The 16,749-nt window shown below is 74.3% G+C and carries 13 protein-coding genes; 8 read left to right on the top strand and 5 right to left on the bottom strand.

The window, feature by feature from the left end; genetic code table 11:
• Nucleotides 1-43: 43 nt before the first annotated feature.
• Nucleotides 44-5,116, bottom strand: coding sequence for an ATP-dependent helicase (locus tag SCK26_RS10075; RefSeq protein WP_318200943.1), 5,073 nt, complete (start codon nucleotides 5,114-5,116; stop codon nucleotides 44-46).
• 184 nt (nucleotides 5,117-5,300) lie between these two features.
• Between SCK26_RS10075 and SCK26_RS10070 the strand changes: the two genes are divergently transcribed.
• Genes SCK26_RS10070 through SCK26_RS10060 form a run of 3 tightly spaced genes read left to right on the top strand, consistent with a single transcriptional unit; the run spans nucleotide 5,301 to nucleotide 7,308 of the window.
• Complete coding sequence (locus SCK26_RS10070) at nucleotides 5,301-6,206, top strand: AraC family transcriptional regulator (RefSeq protein WP_318200942.1); 906 nt, start codon at nucleotides 5,301-5,303, stop codon at nucleotides 6,204-6,206.
• Nucleotides 6,203-7,003, top strand: coding sequence for an AzlC family ABC transporter permease (locus SCK26_RS10065; RefSeq protein ID WP_318200941.1), 801 nt, complete (start codon nucleotides 6,203-6,205; stop codon nucleotides 7,001-7,003). The genes SCK26_RS10070 and SCK26_RS10065 overlap by 4 nt, the downstream gene beginning before the upstream one ends.
• Entirely contained in the window at nucleotides 7,000-7,308 is a 309-nt protein-coding gene (locus SCK26_RS10060; protein WP_318200940.1) for an AzlD domain-containing protein, read from the top strand. The genes SCK26_RS10065 and SCK26_RS10060 overlap by 4 nt, the downstream gene beginning before the upstream one ends.
• Before the next feature lie 45 nt (nucleotides 7,309-7,353).
• On the opposite strand, the gene SCK26_RS10055 is transcribed toward SCK26_RS10060, so the two are convergent.
• Nucleotides 7,354-8,298 (bottom strand): hypothetical protein, encoded by a 945-nt coding sequence (locus tag SCK26_RS10055; RefSeq protein ID WP_318200939.1) that lies wholly within the window; start codon nucleotides 8,296-8,298, stop codon nucleotides 7,354-7,356.
• 79 nt (nucleotides 8,299-8,377) lie between these two features.
• On the opposite strand from SCK26_RS10055, the gene SCK26_RS10050 reads away from it, so the two are divergent.
• The 5 genes from SCK26_RS10050 (at nucleotide 8,378) to SCK26_RS10030 (ending at nucleotide 15,446) form a co-directional block, all read left to right on the top strand.
• The gene (locus SCK26_RS10050) at nucleotides 8,378-8,572 is read left to right on the top strand and encodes a DUF3046 domain-containing protein (RefSeq protein WP_318200938.1); all 195 of its coding nucleotides are present in this window, start codon (nucleotides 8,378-8,380) and stop codon (nucleotides 8,570-8,572) included.
• 192 nt (nucleotides 8,573-8,764) lie between these two features.
• Nucleotides 8,765-10,015: an AI-2E family transporter gene (locus SCK26_RS10045; protein ID WP_318205973.1), complete on the top strand. Its 1,251-nt coding sequence runs from the start codon at nucleotides 8,765-8,767 to the stop codon at nucleotides 10,013-10,015.
• 538 nt (nucleotides 10,016-10,553) lie between these two features.
• Nucleotides 10,554-11,684, top strand: a complete 1,131-nt coding sequence (gene recA, locus SCK26_RS10040; protein WP_318200937.1) for a recombinase RecA — start codon at nucleotides 10,554-10,556, stop codon at nucleotides 11,682-11,684.
• Between the two features lie 3 nt (nucleotides 11,685-11,687).
• Nucleotides 11,688-12,650, top strand: coding sequence for a recombination regulator RecX (gene recX, locus SCK26_RS10035; protein WP_318200936.1), 963 nt, complete (start codon nucleotides 11,688-11,690; stop codon nucleotides 12,648-12,650).
• Between the two features lie 267 nt (nucleotides 12,651-12,917).
• Complete coding sequence (locus SCK26_RS10030) at nucleotides 12,918-15,446, top strand: ABC transporter permease (protein ID WP_318205972.1); 2,529 nt, start codon at nucleotides 12,918-12,920, stop codon at nucleotides 15,444-15,446.
• 30 nt (nucleotides 15,447-15,476) lie between these two features.
• Here SCK26_RS10030 and SCK26_RS10025 read toward each other — a convergent pair whose 3' ends face one another.
• The 3 genes from SCK26_RS10025 to SCK26_RS10015 form a co-directional block, all read right to left on the bottom strand.
• The gene (locus SCK26_RS10025; protein ID WP_318200935.1) at nucleotides 15,477-15,890 is read right to left on the bottom strand and encodes a rhodanese-like domain-containing protein; all 414 of its coding nucleotides are present in this window, start codon (nucleotides 15,888-15,890) and stop codon (nucleotides 15,477-15,479) included.
• Complete coding sequence (locus SCK26_RS10020) at nucleotides 15,887-16,429, bottom strand: cysteine dioxygenase (RefSeq protein ID WP_318200934.1); 543 nt, start codon at nucleotides 16,427-16,429, stop codon at nucleotides 15,887-15,889. The genes SCK26_RS10025 and SCK26_RS10020 overlap by 4 nt, the downstream gene beginning before the upstream one ends.
• A gap of 69 nt (nucleotides 16,430-16,498) precedes the next feature.
• A complete protein-coding gene (locus SCK26_RS10015) occupies nucleotides 16,499-16,570 on the bottom strand; it encodes a putative leader peptide (protein ID WP_309544753.1) in 72 nt (23 codons plus the stop codon).
• Nucleotides 16,571-16,749: the final 179 nt, after the last annotated feature.

Below are 16,749 nucleotides of genomic sequence, written 5' to 3'. Positions count from 1 at the left end.
TGGGGTGGTGTCAGGCCGGCGTCGGGTAGGCGCCAGGGCGGTGTCATGGTCTCAGGCGGAGACCGCGGGGCGTGGCCACGAAGCCCGCCGCCTCCAGGAGCGTGCCCGCCGGGGACGTCAGGGCCTGGGTGCCGTTGATCCGTTCCACCGTGACCGTGCCGAGCGACCCCGCGCGGGCCGCCACGGCCAGCGCCTCGGCGGCCGTACGGAGGCGAGGGTCGTCCGGCGCGGCGGTGTCCGCGTCCGGCCCGGTGGGCCAGGCCAGCAGCGTCTTGCCGCCGCGCTCCATGTAGAGCGTCAGCTCGCCCTCCACCAGGACCACCAGCGAACCCGCCTTCCGGCCCGGCTTGTGTCCGGCGCCGGTCGGCGGCTCCGGCCAGGGCAGCGCGGAGCCGTAGGCGTTCGCGGGGTCGGCCGCGGCGAGGACCACGGCACGCGGGTCGGGCGCGGCGGAGCCCGAGCGGCCGTAGCCGTGGCCGCGGTGCGGGGGCCCGCCGGGGGAGCCGCCCGGACCGTGGGTGGTTCCGGTGCCGCCGCCGCGCGGGCCGCCGTAGCCCGGGGAGGCGAACGGGTCCGCGAAGTCGCGGGACGAGAACGGGTCGCCGTCGGTGCCGGCACGGTCGTCCGGCGGCCAGGTGAAGTCGCCGTCCGGACCGGGGTGGGCGAAACCGCCGTCGGCTCCGTCGAAGGGGCCGGGGGCGGTGGCATGGCCGTGCGGGGCGCCGGTGGTGCCGTGGATTTCCCGGGGGCCGTCGAACGGGTTCGGGAGGCCTTGTCCCGCGAAGCCGTTCGCGGTATCCGGGGTGCCGAAGCCGTTCGCCGGGCCCGGGAAGCCGAAGCCGTTCCGGTCGGCCGGGGCGGGCCGGCCCTCGGTGCGCTCGCGGGCGTTCGCCACCGCGCGGAGGCGGTCCACCGCGCCGTCCATCGCGAACTGGGCCGCGCCCAGTCCCTCGACCACATAACCGCGCCGGGCCTGACCGCTCTCCTCGAACACCGACAGCACCCGGTACACCGCCGAGAAGCCGCCTTCGACGCCCTCCGCCGCGACCGCGCCCCGGGTGACCACGCCGTGCCGGTCCAGGAGCGCACGGGCCAGCGCGTGGGCGCGCACGGTGGCGTCCGGCTCGGCCGCCGGCAGCAGCGACCAGCGGCCGGCGACGGTCGGCGGGCCGGTGCGGGAGGCGGTGCGCGCGGCGGCCGTCAAGGAGCCGTAGCGCCCGCGCGGGACGGCACGCTTGGCGCGGTGCGCGGTCGAGCCCGCCGTCCGGCCGGAACCCAGCAGGGCGCGCATCGGCGCCAGGGTGTCGTTGGTGAGCCGGCCCGACCAGGCGAGGTCCCACAGGGCGTCGGCCAGCTGGGGGTCGGTGACGTCGGGGTGGGTGGTGGCGCGGACCTGGTCGGCGATCTGCCGGAAGAACAGGCCGTACCCGCCGGAGAGGGTGTCGAGGACGGACTCGTGGAGCGCGGTCGTTTCCAGCGGGTGCGGTGCCGGGAGCAGCAGCGGGGCCGTGTCCGCCAGGTACAGCGAGATCCAGCCGTCCTTGCCGGGAAGGGCGCCCGCCCCGGCCCACACCACCTCGCCGGCGGCGGTCAGCTCGTCGAGCATCGACGGCGTGTAGCCGGCCACGCGGGAGGGCAGGACCAGTTTCTCCAGCGCGGAGGCGGGCACGGAGGCGCCCTGCAACTGTTCGACGGCTCGCACCAGGCCGTCGACTCCGCGCAGCTCGTGGCCCCTGCCGATGTGCTGCCACTGCGGCAGGAACTGGGCGAGCGCGGCGGGCGGCACCGGTTCCAGCTCGTGCCGCAGGGCCGCCAGGGAGCGGCGGCGCAACCGGCGCAGCACGGCCGCGTCGCACCACTCCTGGCCGATCCCGGCCGGGTGGAACTCGCCCTGGACGACCCGGCCGGCCGCGGCCAGCCGCTGCAGGGCGCCCTCGGTGACCGCGACACCGAGCCCGAACCGGGCCGCCGCGGCGGTCGAGGTGAACGGGCCGTGGGTGCGGGCGTAGCGCGCGAGGAGATCGCCCAGCGGGTCCTTGACCGGCTCGGTGAACGCCTCGGGGACACCGACCGGCAGGGCCGTGCCGAGCGCGTCGCGCAGCCGGCCCGCGTCCTCCACGGCCGCCCAGTGGTCGACGCCCGCGATCCGCACCCTGATGGCCCGCCGAGCCCCGGCCAGCTCCCGCGCCCACCCGGGGTCCGCGCCTCGCGCGACCAACTCCGCGTCGGTGAGCGGGCCGAGCAGCCGGAGTACGTCGGCGACGCCCTCGACGTCCTTGACCCGGCGGTCCTCGGTGAGCCACTGCAGCTCGCGCTCCAGCTCGGTCAGCACCTCGGCGTCGAGCAGTTCGCGCAGTTCCGCCTGGCCCAGCAGCTCGGCCAGCAGCCGTGAGTCCAAGGACAGCGCGGCGGCGCGGCGCTCGGCCAGCGGCGAGTCGCCCTCGTACAGGAACTGGGCGACGTACCCGAAGAGCAGGGAGCGGGCGAACGGGGAGGGCTCGGGGGTGGTGACCTCGACCAGGCGCACCTTGCGGGACTCGATGTCGCCCATCAGCTCGACCAGCCCGGGGACGTCGAAGACGTCCTGGAGGCATTCGCGGACCGCCTCCAGGACGATCGGGAACGACCCGAACTCGCTCGCCACCTGGAGCAGCTGGGCCGCGCGCTGGCGCTGCTGCCACAGCGGGGTCCGCTTGCCGGGGTTGCGGCGCGGCAGCAGCAGCGCGCGGGCGGCGCACTCGCGGAACCGGGAGGCGAACAGTGCCGAGCCGCCGACCTGGTCGGTGACGACCTGGTCGACCTCGCCCTTGTCGAAGGCGACGTCCGCCGCGCCGACCGGGGCCTGCTCGCTGTCGTACGCGGTGCCGGCCTTCGCCGGCTCCTGGTCGAGCAGGTCCAGGCCCATCAGGTCGGCGTCGGGCAGGCGCAGCACGATGCCGTCGTCGGCGTGCATGACCTGCGCGTCCATGCCGTACCGCTCGGACAGGCGGGCACCGAGGGCGAGCGCCCAGGGGGCGTGGACCTGCGCGCCGAAGGGGGAGTGCACGACGACCCGCCAGTCGCCCAGCTCGTCGCGGAAGCGCTCCACGACGATCGTGCGGTCGTCGGGGACGTGGCCGCAGGCCTCGCGCTGCTCGGCCAGATACGACAGCACGTTGTCCGCCGCCCAGGCGTCCAGCCCGGCCGCCAGCAGCCTGAGCCGCGCGTCGTCCCTGGACAGCGAGCCGACCTCGCGCAGGAACGCGCCCACCGCGCGGCCCAGCTCCAGCGGGCGGCCCAGCTGGTCGCCCTTCCAGAAAGGCAACCGGCCCGGCACGCCCGGCGCGGGCGAGACCAGGACGCGGTCGCGGGTGATGTCCTCGATCCGCCAGGAACTCGTGCCCAGCGTGAAGACATCGCCCACCCGGGACTCGTAGACCATCTCCTCGTCCAGCTCGCCGACCCGGCCGCCGCCCTTCTTGGGGTCGGAACCGGCGAGGAAGACGCCGAACAATCCGCGGTCCGGGATCGTGCCGCCGGAGGTGACGGCCAGCCGCTGGGCGCCCGGACGGCCGGTGACCGTGCCGGCCACGCGGTCCCACACCACGCGCGGGCGCAGCTCGGCGAACGCGTCGGACGGATAGCGGCCCGCGAGCATGTCCAGGACCGCCGTGAACGCCGACTCGGGCAGCGAGGCGAACGGGGCCGCGCGGCGGACCACGGCCAGCAGGTCGTCGAACTGCCAGGTGTCCAGCGCCGTCATGGCCACCACCTGCTGCGCGAGCACGTCCAGCGGGTTCGCGGGCACCTTCAGCGACTCGATGGCGCCCGTGCGCATCCGCTCGGTGACCACGGCGGCCTGGACCAGGTCGCCCCGGTACTTCGGGAAGACGACACCGGTGGAGACGGCGCCCACCTGGTGTCCCGCGCGGCCCACCCGCTGGAGCCCGGAGGCGACCGACGGCGGGGACTCGACCTGCACGACGAGGTCGACGGCGCCCATGTCGATGCCCAGCTCCAGGCTGGAGGTGGCCACCACGGCGGGCAGCCGGCCGGCCTTCAGGTCCTCCTCGACCAGGGCCCGCTGCTCCTTGGAGACCGATCCGTGGTGCGCGCGGGCGATCACCGGCGGCGCGCCCTGGGCCGCGCCCGAGCCGCCCATCAGCTGAGCGGGGGAGTGGTGTTCGCCCAAGGTCTCGCCGGTCGCCCGTTCATAGGCGATCTCGTTGAGCCGGTTGCACAGCCGCTCCGCCAGGCGGCGGGAGTTGGCGAAGACGATCGTGGACCGGTGGGCCTGGACCAGGTCGGCGATCCGCTCTTCCACATGCGGCCAGATCGACGGCCGCTCCCCGCCCTCGGCGGCGTCGGCCGCGGGGGAGCCTCCCAGCTCGCCCATGTCCTCGACCGGGACGACCACGGAGAGGTCGAACTCCTTGCCGGACTCCGGCTGGACGATCTCCACCTTGCGGCGCGGGGACAGATAGCGTGCCACCTCGTCCACCGGGCGCACGGTCGCCGACAGGCCGATCCGGCGGGCGGGCCGCGGCAGCAGTTCGTCCAGCCGCTCCAGGGAGAGCGCGAGGTGCGCGCCGCGCTTGGTGCCGGCGACCGCGTGCACCTCGTCCAGGATCACCGTCTCCACGCCGGTGAGCGCGTCCCGCGTGGCCGAGGTGAGCATCAGGAACAGCGACTCGGGAGTGGTGATCAGGATGTCCGGCGGGCGGGTGGACAGGGCGCGGCGCTCGGCGGGCGGGGTGTCACCGGAGCGGATGCCGACCCTGATCTCGGGTTCGGGCAGGCCGAGCCGCACGGACTCCTGGCGGATGCCGGTCAGCGGGCTGCGCAGATTGCGTTCGACGTCGACCGCCAATGCCTTCAGCGGGGACACGTACAGCACCCGGCAGCGCTTCTTGGGGTCGGCCGGGGGCGGGGCCGAGGCCAGCTGGTCGAGAGCGGCGAGGAACGCGGCCAGTGTCTTGCCCGAGCCGGTCGGGGCGACCACCAGCACGTCCGAGCCCTCACGGATGGCCTGCCACGCGCCCGCCTGGGCGGCGGTGGGCGCGGAGAAGGCCCCCGTGAACCAGTCGCGGGTCGCGGGGGAGAAGCCGTCCAGGGCTCGGCGTGCGGAGCTGACCATGCGTCCATCGTGCACCCACCCACTGACAATCGGCCTGACCTGCGGAAAGGGGAAAGGGCGGCTTCGCGTGCCGGTCGGGCGGACGGTGCGGGACGGACAGGGGGCAGGGCGCGGCTGCCGGGCCGGGATGTTCATATGACGGACGGGGCGGGTGGGGCGCCGGACCGGACGGGAGAATGGGCGGATGGCGGGTTCAGGCGAGCGGGCACGGCACTGGCGGTCCACGGATCTGCCCGGAGTCGACCTGCTGCGGGCCCGGTACATCCGCAAGACCTTCGTCCGGCACACCCACGAGAACTTCGTGATCGCGGCCATAGCGGACGGCGTCGAGGTCTTCCACCACCGCGGCTCCGACGTCTCCGCCGGCGCCGGCGCGCTCGCCCTGGTCAACCCGGACACCCCGCACACCGGCCGCGCGGGCGTGCCCGAAGGCTGGCGGTACGGAGCGCTGTACCCGTCGCCCGACGTGGTCGCCCGGATCGCCGCCGAGACCACCACCCTGCGGGGCACGCCCGGCTTCGTCAGCCCGGTCTTCGACGACCCCTACGCCGTCCGGCTGGTCCACCAGGTGCTGCGCGCCACCGACGAGGGCAACGCGCTGGCCGCCGACACGCTCCTGCGGGTCGCCGTCACCAGGCTGCTGCGGCGGAACGGAGGCTCGCCGCCCGAGCGGCGGACCCGGACGGCCGGCGCGCGGATCGCGGCACGCGCGCGTGCGGTGCTCGACGAGCGGATGTCCCGGCCACCGACCCTGGAGCGGCTCGCCCGGGACCTCGGGACCAGTCCGTTCGCCCTGCTGCGGGCGTTCCGTGACGCCTACGGCATGCCGCCGCACACCTGGCTGACCGACGCCCGGGTGCGCCGCGCCCGGCTGCTGCTGGACGCGGGCACGCCTCCCGCCGAGGCGGCCGTAGCCGTCGGCTTCACCGACCAGCCCCACCTCAACCGGCACTTCACCCGGATCGTCGGCGTGCCGCCGGGCGCCTACCAGCGGGAACACGCGAACGCGGCCGAGCGCGGGCGCGGAGGAGACGAGCGCAAGAACGTACAAGACGCCGGCCGGCCGTCGTCCGTACCGTCCGGGGCGTGACACAGCACACAGCACTTACGGACCGGACAGCCGAAGGCGCGGACAAGCCCGACACGACCGTCGTCCGGGACGCCCTGGGGGTCGGCGTCGCGGTGGGGCTGTCCGGGTTCGCCTTCGGGGTGACCTCGGCCGGCAGCGGACTCGGGCTGCTCCAGACCTGCGCGCTCAGTCTTCTGGTCTTCACCGGCGCCTCTCAGTTCGCCCTGATCGGGGCGCTGGCCGCCGGCGGCAACCCGTTCACGGCCGCCGCCGGAGCCTTCTTCCTGGGCGTGCGCAACGCCTTCTACGGGCTGCGGCTGTCGCAGCTGCTCGCCCTCCCGCGCGCGGTACGGCCGTTCGCCGCCCAGTGGGTGATCGACGAGACCACCGCGGTGACCCTGGCACAGCCGAACCGGCACACCGCCCGGCTCGGCTTCACGGTCACCGGGCTCAGCCTGTACGCGCTGTGGAACCTCACCACGCTGCTCGGCGCGCTGGGGGCCGAGGCGATCGGCGACACGCGCGCGTGGGGGCTGGACGCGGCGGGACCCGCGGTGTTCCTGGCCCTGCTCGCACCGATGCTGAGGACGACCACCGAACGCGCCGTCGCGGGCCTCGCCGTCCTGCTGGGCCTCGGACTGCTGCCGGTGCTGCCGGCCGGTGTGCCGGTGCTGGTGGCGGCACTGGCGGCGCCGCTGGCCCTCGTCGCAGAGTCCCGGCGCGGCGGCCGTACCGGCGGCGACGCGTCGGCCGGCGCGCCGGGAACCGGCCGCCGGGACTCCAGGGCCGGAACGAACGGGGCGGAGGAGGCTCGGTGACCATCTGGATCGCGATCATCGTGACCGCCGTCGGCTGTTACGCCGTCAAACTCGCCGGACTGCTCGTGCCGGCGCACGCCGTCGAGCGGCCGTACGTCCGGCGGCTGGCCGCCCTGCTGCCGGTCGCCCTGCTCGCCGCGCTCACGGCCCAGCAGACGTTCGCCGACGGCCACACGCTGGTGCTCGACGCCCGGGCCGCGGGGCTCGGCGCCGCGGCCGTGGCCCTGCTGCTGCGCGCTCCCTTCCTGCTGGTCGTGGCGGCGGCCGTGGTGGTGACGGCGGGCCTGCGCGCCATCGGGGGCTGAGCCGGCCGGGCCCGGGCCGCCGGACAAGGGGCCCGGGGCGGCGGTTCAGCCCACGAAGCGGCCGTAGGCCCTCAGGGTGCGCAGGGCCTCGATCGTCACCACAGGGCGCGCCTCCAGCGTGGGCGCCGGGGCCCACTGGTGCCAGGTGACGGGCCAGCCGCCGTCCTCCCGCTGCCCGGCGGCCAGGTGGTCCAGGGAGCGCGCCATCTCGTCGTCCGTGAACCACGCGCGCGCGAGCGAGTCCGGGTTCCGGGCGAAGTCGTGCGGGAAGTGGTGCTCGCCGGGCGCGTAGCCGGAGGCGACCGGGAAGGCGTCGAGCCGGTCCGGGTCCAGAGCCGCGAGCCGCTGCTCCCGCACCAGGCGGCCCAGCCGGCCGGCGGCGGCCTCCGCACGCGGGCGGTCGGGAGCGGAGTCCAGGAAGGCCACCGCGGCCTGCACCTCGTAGGGGTGGGACTTCTCCAGTGACTCCACCGCGTGCCAGCAGTAGTCGGTGGCCCGGAACAGCCAGGCGTGCCACACCTCGTTGCGGTGCAGCAGCCCGACCACCGGGCCGGTGGACAGCAGCTCGCTGGGAGGGTCGTCGATCACCGGGACGAACGGCGCCGTCGGATACCCGCGCTGGCCCGGGTGGACCGCCGGGAGAGCACCCTCCTGGGTGGAGACGGAGGTCAGATAGCGGCACACGCGTTCCACCCGCTGCCCGCCGCAGCGCCCGATGACATCCAGTACGCGCAGGGCGCGCGCGGTGTGCAGGGGCTGGCTGACGGGCCCGCGCAGATCGGGTTCCAGCGCGTGCCCGTATCCGCCGTCCTCGTTGCGGTAGGCGTCCAGCGCCGCGTCCACGGCCTCCGGGCAGCCGTGCAGGAAGTGGTACGCGAAAAGACGCTGCTCCAGCACGCGCGCGGTGAGCCACACGAACTGTTCGGCGCGGAAGAGCGGGGAGTGCGCCGGGGGCGTGGAGGGGAGTGGGGAGACTCCTGAATCTGCCATGGGTCAGACCGTAGGGCGCGAAGCGGTCCCCGCAGGCGCTCCGGGCCGGGCCCACCCCCGGGGGCGGGATACTGAAGGCATGCGGTTGACGGTCTTCTGGCAGCGAATGGCGGAACACTTCGGTCCGGGGTACGCCGAGATGTTCGCGCGCGATCACGTCATGTCCGAACTGGGCGGGCGCACGGTGAACGAGGCGCTGGACGCCGGCTGGGCGGCCAAGGACGTGTGGCGCGTGGTGTGCGCGGTCATGGACGTGCCCGGCGAGCGGCGCTGACGGGTCCGGGCATCGCCGCCGTGCCAAGGAGGCACCGGGCCGCCACGGACTGGCCGACTGCCGGATTTGTCGGCTTTTGCCGTCCGGGAAATCGACAGTACGGTTCCGATCCCGCACGAAGGTCGCGCGCGGGCTCCGGTTGTCGGTGGCGTGGGCGAGACTGGGCGAGTGGCACCCACTGACGAGGAATCCCTGGCATCCACCGCCGAGGACGGCGAGCCGTCCGTCCGGCAGGCGGCACCGGCCGCGACGACCCCGCCCGTCCGGCCCCCGCTCGCCGACGCCGTCGCGCCCGGCGCCCGGATGCCGCGCTGGCTGCCCCGCGCCATGGTGCTCGCGCTCGCGCTGATCGCAGCGTTCCAGCTGGGCAGCTGGGCCTTCCACCAGCTCACCGCACTGTTGATCAACATATTGATCGCCTTCTTCCTGGCCCTCGCGATAGAGCCGGCGGTGAGCCGGATGTCGGCCCGCGGTATGCGCAGGGGGCTCGCCACCTTCCTGGTCTTCCTCGGTCTGACCATCGTCATAGCCGGGTTCGTCACCCTGCTCGGCTCGATGCTGGCCGGCCAGATCATCAAGATGATCGAGGGCTTCCCGGAGTACCTGGACTCGCTGATCAACTGGATCAACAAGACCTTCCGCACCGACCTCAAACGGGTGGACATACAGGAGGGCCTGCTCCACTCCGCCTGGCTGCGCAAATACGTGCAGAACAGCGCGGCCGGCGTCCTCGACATCTCCGCCCAGGTGCTCGGCGGCCTCTTCCAGCTGCTCACGGTCGGCCTGTTCTCGTTCTACTTCGCCGCGGACGGCCCCCGGCTGCGCCGCGCCCTGTGCTCCGTCCTGCCGCCCGCCCGTCAGGCCGAGGTGCTGCGCGCCTGGGAGATCGCCGTCGACAAGACGGGCGGCTACCTCTACTCGCGCGGTCTCATGGCGCTCATCTCCGGCATCGCGCACTACATCCTGCTGGAGTGCATGGGCGTGCCGTACGCCCCCGTGCTCGGGGTCTGGGTGGGCCTGGTCTCGCAGTTCATCCCCACCATCGGGACGTACCTCGCGGGCGCGCTGCCGATGCTGATCGCGTTCACCGTCAACCCCTGGTACGCGGTGTGGGTGCTGGTCTTCGTCGTGATCTACCAGCAGTTCGAGAACTACATGCTCCAGCCCAAGCTGACCGCCAAGACCGTCGACATCCACCCGGCGGTCGCCTTCGGCTCGGTCATCGCCGGCACCGCGCTGCTGGGCGCCGTCGGCGCGCTGATCGCCATCCCGGCGGTGGCCACGCTCCAGGCGTTCCTGGGCGCGTACGTGAAGCGGTACGCCGTCACGGACGACCCCCGGGTGCACGGGCACCGCAGCAGGCCCCCGTCCGGTTCCGGCGCGTTCACGCGCGCGCGACGGCTGTGGGCCGGCCGCCGCCCCGGCGGGCACGAGCGACCGTAGCCCGCTCGTGCACGGCGGAGCCGCGACTCCGCGCCGCTCCTCGCTGCGACAGCACCGCCCACCCGGCGGCGGCCGCCGCGTGACAGCGGGCCGCTCCGGGCACGACCCGCCGGCGCGCCCGCTCGCTCCAGGGCGTGCGGGACAGCGGCAAGGCCGGCTGGGGCAGGGCGAGGACGGCGTGCAGCGGCTCGAACGGAGCCGTCGAGTGGCCGGCGGCTCTTTGGCGGCGGGTCCACGCCGGCAGCACCCCGCGCGCGATCATCGCCGCGCGCCGGAGGCCGGCGTCGCCGGCGGGCGAGAGAGGGTCCGGACGTCTCGGGCTGGGGCGCGCGTGGTCAGTGGTGCGCTTGACACAAAAATCGAACATCTATTCTTATGGAGACTCAGGCGAGGCTGTCGGCTGGGGTTTTTGCCCCTCTTTACGGGAAGATGCCCCTCGGTTATCCACAGGCCGGGCCTGCGTCGGGGCGCATTGTCAGTGGCAGGCGTTAGCGTCTTTGACGTGAAGCGATCGACTCAAGCAAACCGGGTGGAACCCATGGCAGGAACCGACCGCGAGAAGGCGCTCGACGCCGCGCTCGCGCAGATTGAACGGCAATTCGGCAAGGGCGCGGTCATGCGCATGGGCGAGCGGTCGAAGGAGCCCATCGAGGTCATCCCGACCGGCTCGACCGCGCTCGACGTCGCCCTCGGCGTGGGCGGCCTGCCGCGCGGCCGTGTCGTGGAGATCTACGGACCGGAGTCCTCCGGCAAGACGACCCTGACCCTGCACGCCGTGGCGAACGCGCAGAAGGCCGGCGGCCAGGTCGCCTTCGTGGACGCCGAGCACGCCCTCGACCCCGAGTACGCGCGCAAGCTCGGCGTCGACATCGACAACCTGATCCTCTCCCAGCCGGACAACGGCGAGCAGGCGCTGGAGATCGTGGACATGCTGGTCCGCTCCGGTGCCCTCGACCTCATCGTCATCGACTCCGTCGCCGCGCTCGTGCCGCGCGCGGAGATCGAGGGCGAGATGGGTGACAGCCACGTCGGTCTGCAGGCCCGCCTGATGAGCCAGGCGCTGCGGAAGATCACCAGCGCGCTCAACCAGTCCAAGACCACCGCCATCTTCATCAACCAGCTCCGCGAGAAGATCGGCGTGATGTTCGGCTCCCCCGAGACCACGACCGGTGGCCGGGCGCTGAAGTTCTACGCCTCGGTGCGCATCGACATCCGCCGCATCGAGACCCTGAAGGACGGCACGGAGGCGGTCGGCAACCGCACCCGCTGCAAGGTCGTCAAGAACAAGGTCGCGCCGCCCTTCAAGCAGGCCGAGTTCGACATCCTCTACGGCCAGGGCATCAGCCGCGAGGGCGGTCTGATCGACATGGGCGTGGAGCACGGCTTCGTACGCAAGGCCGGCGCCTGGTACACGTACGAGGGCGACCAGCTCGGCCAGGGCAAGGAGAACGCGCGCAACTTCCTCAAGGACAACCCCGACCTGGCCAACGAGATCGAGAAGAAGATCAAGGAGAAGCTGGGCGTGGGGGTCCGGCCGGAGGAGCCCGCCGCCGAGCCGGGCGCCGACGCGGCGGTCGCCACCGCGACGGCCGGGGACGCCGCCAAGCCGGCTCCCGCCGCAGCGGCCGCCAAGGCCACCAAGCCCAAGGCCGCCGCAGCCAAGAGCTGACCCGTGACACGACGAACCGACTGGGCCGAGTACGAGTACGCCACCCCCGGTGCCCCACGGGGGAGGGGCACCGGAGGCCGTCCGCACTCCGCCCCGGACGGTGGCGACGGACACCGGGACGACGGATACGGCGAGCACGACGGGTACGACGGGCACGGGGGACGTGAGCGGTACCGAGGGCGGCAGGAGCACGACGGGCCCGACGCCCATGGCGCCGGCGGACACGGGGCCGCCGGCGCGTACGGGAGCACCGGCGGGTACGAGGGTGACGGCGGCCCGGACACGGGCGGCGCGGGCGGTGAGCCGCACGGGGGCGGTTCACCCGGCGGCCGTGGCTTCGGAGGATCCGGCGGCGCGCGGGGCGGGGGACGCGCCCGCGGCCGGCGGCGGCGCGGTTTCGGGGACGCGCCAGGTGAGGACGAAGGCGCCCCTTCCTCGGCGAGGGACGAGCGGGGGGAGTCTTCAGGGGACCCGGCTGAGCGGGCCCGGGCGATCTGCCTGCGCCTGCTCACCGGGACCCCGCGCACCCGCAAGCAGCTCGCGGACGCCCTGCGCAAGCGGGAGATCCCCGAGGACGTCGCCCAGGAGGTGCTGGACCGGTTCGAGGAGGTCGGGCTCATCGACGACGGAGCCTTCGCGGACGCCTGGGTGGAGTCCCGGCACCACGGCCGGGGACTCGCCCGTCGCGCCCTCGCCCGGGAACTGCGGACCAAGGGCGTCGACTCGGCGCTGATCGAGGACGCCGTCGCCCGGCTCGACTCCGAGCAGGAGGAGGCGACCGCCCGGGACCTCGTCGACCGCAAACTGCGTGCCACCCGTGGCCTGGACCGCGACAAACGGATCCGCCGGCTCGCGGGCATGCTCGCCCGCAAGGGCTATCCCGAGGGCATGGCCCTCCGCGTCGTCCGCCAGGCGTTGGAGGAGGAGGGCGAGGACACCGAATTCCTCGGGGACGGGGACTTCTGACTCCACGGGGACGAGGCTCCGGTCCGCTGGAGGCCGAGGGCGTACCGGTCCTTCCGGGAAGGGGACTTCCGGCACGGGCCTCACGGGGCGTCCGGTGGCAACCGGCGTCGGGCGCCGGGGTGGGGTTAGCCCCCGGCCCCCGGGGGTGGGGTGTCCCCCTGCCAAGACGCCGGGTCACCGCAGTGCTCTCCCGCCCCTGTACCGGCGACTCTGTACGCGCGCCCAGCGCACACAACCGACGTGTACAACAGAAGAGAGCCCGTCCCCATGATGCTGCGCTACGCACTGCGGACCGTCCGGGCCCGGAAGGCGGGATTCCTCGGCGCCTTCCTCGCCCTGATGTGCGCGGCGGCCCTGATCACCGCGTGCGGCACCCTCCTCGACACCGGCCTGCGCGGCACCATCCGTACCGAGCGCTACGCCGCCGCTCCCGTCGTGATCTCCGCGGACCAGTACGTGCACCGGACCACCGTCAAGCACAAGCACGGCAAGACGAAGGTCAAGCACAAGGCGAAGCCCATCGCCGAACGCGCCTGGCTTCCCGGGCGACTGCGCGACACGCTCGCCCGCACCCCTGGCGTGGCCCGGGTCGTCCCCGAACTCACCTTCCCCGCCCAGCCGACGACCCCGGCCGGCACCGGCGGCCGTACCGCCCACGGCCATGCCTGGGACTCCGCCGCGCTCACCCCGTACCGGCTGACCGCGGGCCACGCCCCCATGGCCGCCGGTGACCTCGTCATCGACGCCGACCTCGCCGCGCGGGCCCGGCTCCGGCCCGGCGACCGGCTCACCGTGCAGTCCACGCGGGCCCCGCGGAGTTACCGGATCACCGGTGTCGCCACCCCGGCCACCCCCGTGCGCCACCAGACGTCCCTGTTCTTCTCCGGCGCCGAGGCCCGCCGACTGGCCGCGCACCCCGGACGGGTCACCGCGTTCGGCGTGCTGCCGGCCAAGGGCACGGACCCCGAGGGGGTGCGCCGGGCCGTGACGCGGGCGCTGCACGGCACCACGGCCCAGGTCAGTACCGGCGAGGGCCGCGGGCCCGTCGAGTTCCTGGACGCGGCCGCCGCCCGCACCCGGCTGGTCAGCATGGGCGCCGCGATGGGCGGCACGTCGCTGCTGGTGGCGGTCCTCGTGGTCGTCGGCACCTTCGGGCTCACCGTCCGGCAGCGCCACCGCGAACTCGCCCTGCTCCGGGCCGTCGCCGCCACGTCCGGGCAGGTCCGCGGGCTGCTCGGCCGGGAGGCGCTGATCGTCGGTGCGGCGGCGGGCACGGCCGGCGCACTGCTCGGACTGCCACTGGGCGACTGGCTGTACTCCAGGTTCGTCGCCCTCGGCGCCGTACCCGACACCCTCGAGCGCACCGTCGGCGTCTTCCCGCCGCTCGTCGCCCTCGTCGCCACCCTGCTCGCCGCCTGGACGGCGGCCCGGATCGCCGGCCACAGGATCGCCCGGATCCGCCCGGCCGAGGCCCTGGCCGAAGCCAGGACCGAGCGCAGCCGGCCCGCGCTCGGCCGGATCGCCGCCGGGCTGCTGCTCCTGGCCGGCGGAACCGTCCTCGTCGTCGTCCTCACCGTCCTGCGCACCGAGCCCGCCTCGACCCCCGTGACCTTCCTCGCCGTCGTCGTCCTGTCCACCTCCGTGGCCCTGCTCGGTCCGCTCCTGGTCAGGGCCGCCGTGCTGCTGCTCGCCGGCCCGCTCCGGCTCACCGGGCACGGCGGCCGGCTCGCCACCGCCAACCTGCGCGGCAACGCCGCCCGGATGGCCTCCGTCGTCACCCCTCTCACCCTGCTCGTCGGCATGACCTGCACCGTCCTGTTCGTCCAGGAGACCCTCGGGCACGCCGCCCGCGCCCAGGTCCGCGAAGGTGTCCGGGCCGACTGGGTCGTGGCCGCCCGGGGGCCCGGCGTCCCCGGCGAGGCCGCCGGGCGGCTGCGCGCACGGCACGACACGGTCACCGAGGTGGTCCGGACGACCGTCCGCGTCGGCCTGGACAAGTACCCGGCGCAGGGCGTCACCCCGGCGGGTCTGACCCGCACCTGGGACCCGGAGGTCACCGCCGGCTCCCTCGACCGGCTCGGCCCCGGCACCGTCGCCGTCAGCGAAGTGGCCGCGGACCAGCAGCATCTGCGGCCGGGAAGCCCCCTGAACGTCACGCTCGGCGACGGCACGCCCGCCACGCTCACCGTCGCCGCCGTCTACGCCAAGGGACTCGGCTTCGGCGATCTCACCTTCGACCACGGCCTCGTGGCCCCCCACGTCGACAACCCGCTCGCCTCCTCCGTCCTCGTCAGCACGGCCCGCACACAGGGAGAACTGGCGAACACGCTCCGTGAGTTCCCGGGCTTGCGGGTTCTTTCGCCGGCCGCCGCCGATGCCCTCCAGGCCGACCAGGAGCGGACGAACGCCGAGGTCGGCTATCTCGCCATGGGGCTGGTGCTGGCCTTCACCGCGATCGCCGTCGGCAACACGCTCGCCATGTCGGTCGCCGAGCGGGTCCGGGAGTTCGCGCTGCTCCGCCTCGCCGGCGCGACCCGGCGGCAGGTCCTGCGCATGCTGCGCACCGAGGCGCTGTCGGTTCTCTTCCTCGCCACTTCGCTCGGCAGTGGTATCGCCCTCGCCGTGCTCACCGCATTCAGCCTCGGCATGACGGGCCGGGCCGCACCCACGGTCACCCCGCTGCTCTACGCCGGCGTCGTCGGGTTCGCCGGCCTCCTCGCGCTGGTGGCCAGCGCCGTGCCGGGACGCACGGCGCTGCGGGTGCGGCCGGTGACGGTCGCCACGGCGAAGGAGTGACACCGGCGACCGCCGCGGGCACCGCTGTCCTCAGGCCGTCGCCGGCTCCACCGGCAGGCCCTCCGCCCGCCACGCCTGGAAACCGCCCACCAGGTCCGTCGCCCGGTGCAGGCCCAGCTGGTGGAGGGAGGCGGCGGCGAGGCTGGAGGCGTACCCCTCGTTGCAGATCACCACGACGCGCAGGTCGTGTCCGGTGGCCTCGGGGAGGCGGTGGCTGCCCCGGGGGTCGAGGCGCCACTCCAGCTCGTTGCGCTCGACCACGACGGCACCGGGGATGAGGCCGTCCCGTTCGCGCAGGGCGGCGTACCGGATGTCGACCAGCAGCGCGTCACCGAGGAGGGCGGCCTTGTGCGCCTCCCGTGCCTCGATGCGCCGGTAGCCCGTCCGGACCCGCTCCAGCACCTCGTCGATGCCGGGCGGCTGTTCGCTGGTGTGGTGGCTCACTGCCAGTCCTCCGGGCGTTCGACCTGCTCCAGGCGCAGCACCTGGCCGGTGCGACTGTAACGACGGATGTGCGGGAGCGGCGGGTAGTAGGCGTGGACGGAGATCGCGTGTCGGTCGAGGGACTCGTTGAGCACCTCGTGCACATGGTGACGGCCGAAGGCGCGGCCCTGTCCCGCGGGCAGCCGGCGTACGCGGTCCACGCCGTCGGTGAGTTCCAGGGTCTTCCAGCCGTCGGTGGGCAGCCGGGCGGCGAGGGAGTTCTCGGTCAGCTCGCCCGAGGCGGTGAGGAAGGCGCCGACCGAGTCGGCGTGGTCGTGCCAGCCGGTGCCGGTGCCGGGCGGCCAGCCGATCAGCCAGGCCTCGCTGCCGCCGGGGCCGTCCAGCCGGACCCACGTACGGCCCTCCGGGTCGAGCGGGAGGGAGGCGATCAGCTCGGCGTCGGCCGCCGTGCGCCGGACGAAGTCGAGGAGGTCCGCCTGCGTGGGCGCCGCGGTGGCGGCAGCGGACACGAGGGAGGGCGGGGAAGAGGGGACAGACACGAGCACACCGTCCTGGGAGTTCGCGGAAACGGGCGCGCGACGACGCCCGGTGAGGAAAGGGGAGCGAATTCAGCAGGACGGGCGACACACGCAGCCCGCGTAGCGGACGAGGTCCATGTGGACCCTCCGCCACAGGCGCACGCAGGTGTCGGTCACGATCGGGAGTACAGCATGCCGGCCCACCTCGGTCAACCGAGTGTCATCCCGTGGACGGGGAGCGAGAGCGCGCGATCAGCGCAGGCCGAAGGCGCACCGTTCCCACTGAGCGCCCGGGGCGAACCAGGAACCGGCCGCCTACGCTCGCGCCCGGCGCGCCCCGG

Source organism: Streptomyces sp. SCL15-4, from assembly GCF_033366695.1.
Taxonomy (GTDB): Bacteria; Actinomycetota; Actinomycetes; order Streptomycetales; family Streptomycetaceae; genus Streptomyces.
The sequence above is the reverse complement of the archived record's forward strand: the minus strand, read 5'-3'. Positions and strand labels throughout refer to the sequence as shown.

What these genes read in the sequence shown, in the direction of transcription:
- SCK26_RS10075 (WP_318200943.1), bottom strand. Translation starts at nt 5,116, where the DNA reads ATGGTCAGCTCCGCACGCCGAGCCCTGGACGGCTTCTCCCCCGCGACC.
- SCK26_RS10070 (WP_318200942.1), top strand. Translation starts at nt 5,301, where the DNA reads ATGGCGGGTTCAGGCGAGCGGGCACGGCACTGGCGGTCCACGGATCTG.
- SCK26_RS10055 (WP_318200939.1), bottom strand. Translation starts at nt 8,298, where the DNA reads ATGGCAGATTCAGGAGTCTCCCCACTCCCCTCCACGCCCCCGGCGCAC.
- SCK26_RS10050 (WP_318200938.1), top strand. Translation starts at nt 8,378, where the DNA reads ATGCGGTTGACGGTCTTCTGGCAGCGAATGGCGGAACACTTCGGTCCG.
- recA (WP_318200937.1), top strand. Translation starts at nt 10,554, where the DNA reads ATGGCAGGAACCGACCGCGAGAAGGCGCTCGACGCCGCGCTCGCGCAG.
- SCK26_RS10030 (WP_318205972.1), top strand. Translation starts at nt 12,918, where the DNA reads ATGATGCTGCGCTACGCACTGCGGACCGTCCGGGCCCGGAAGGCGGGA.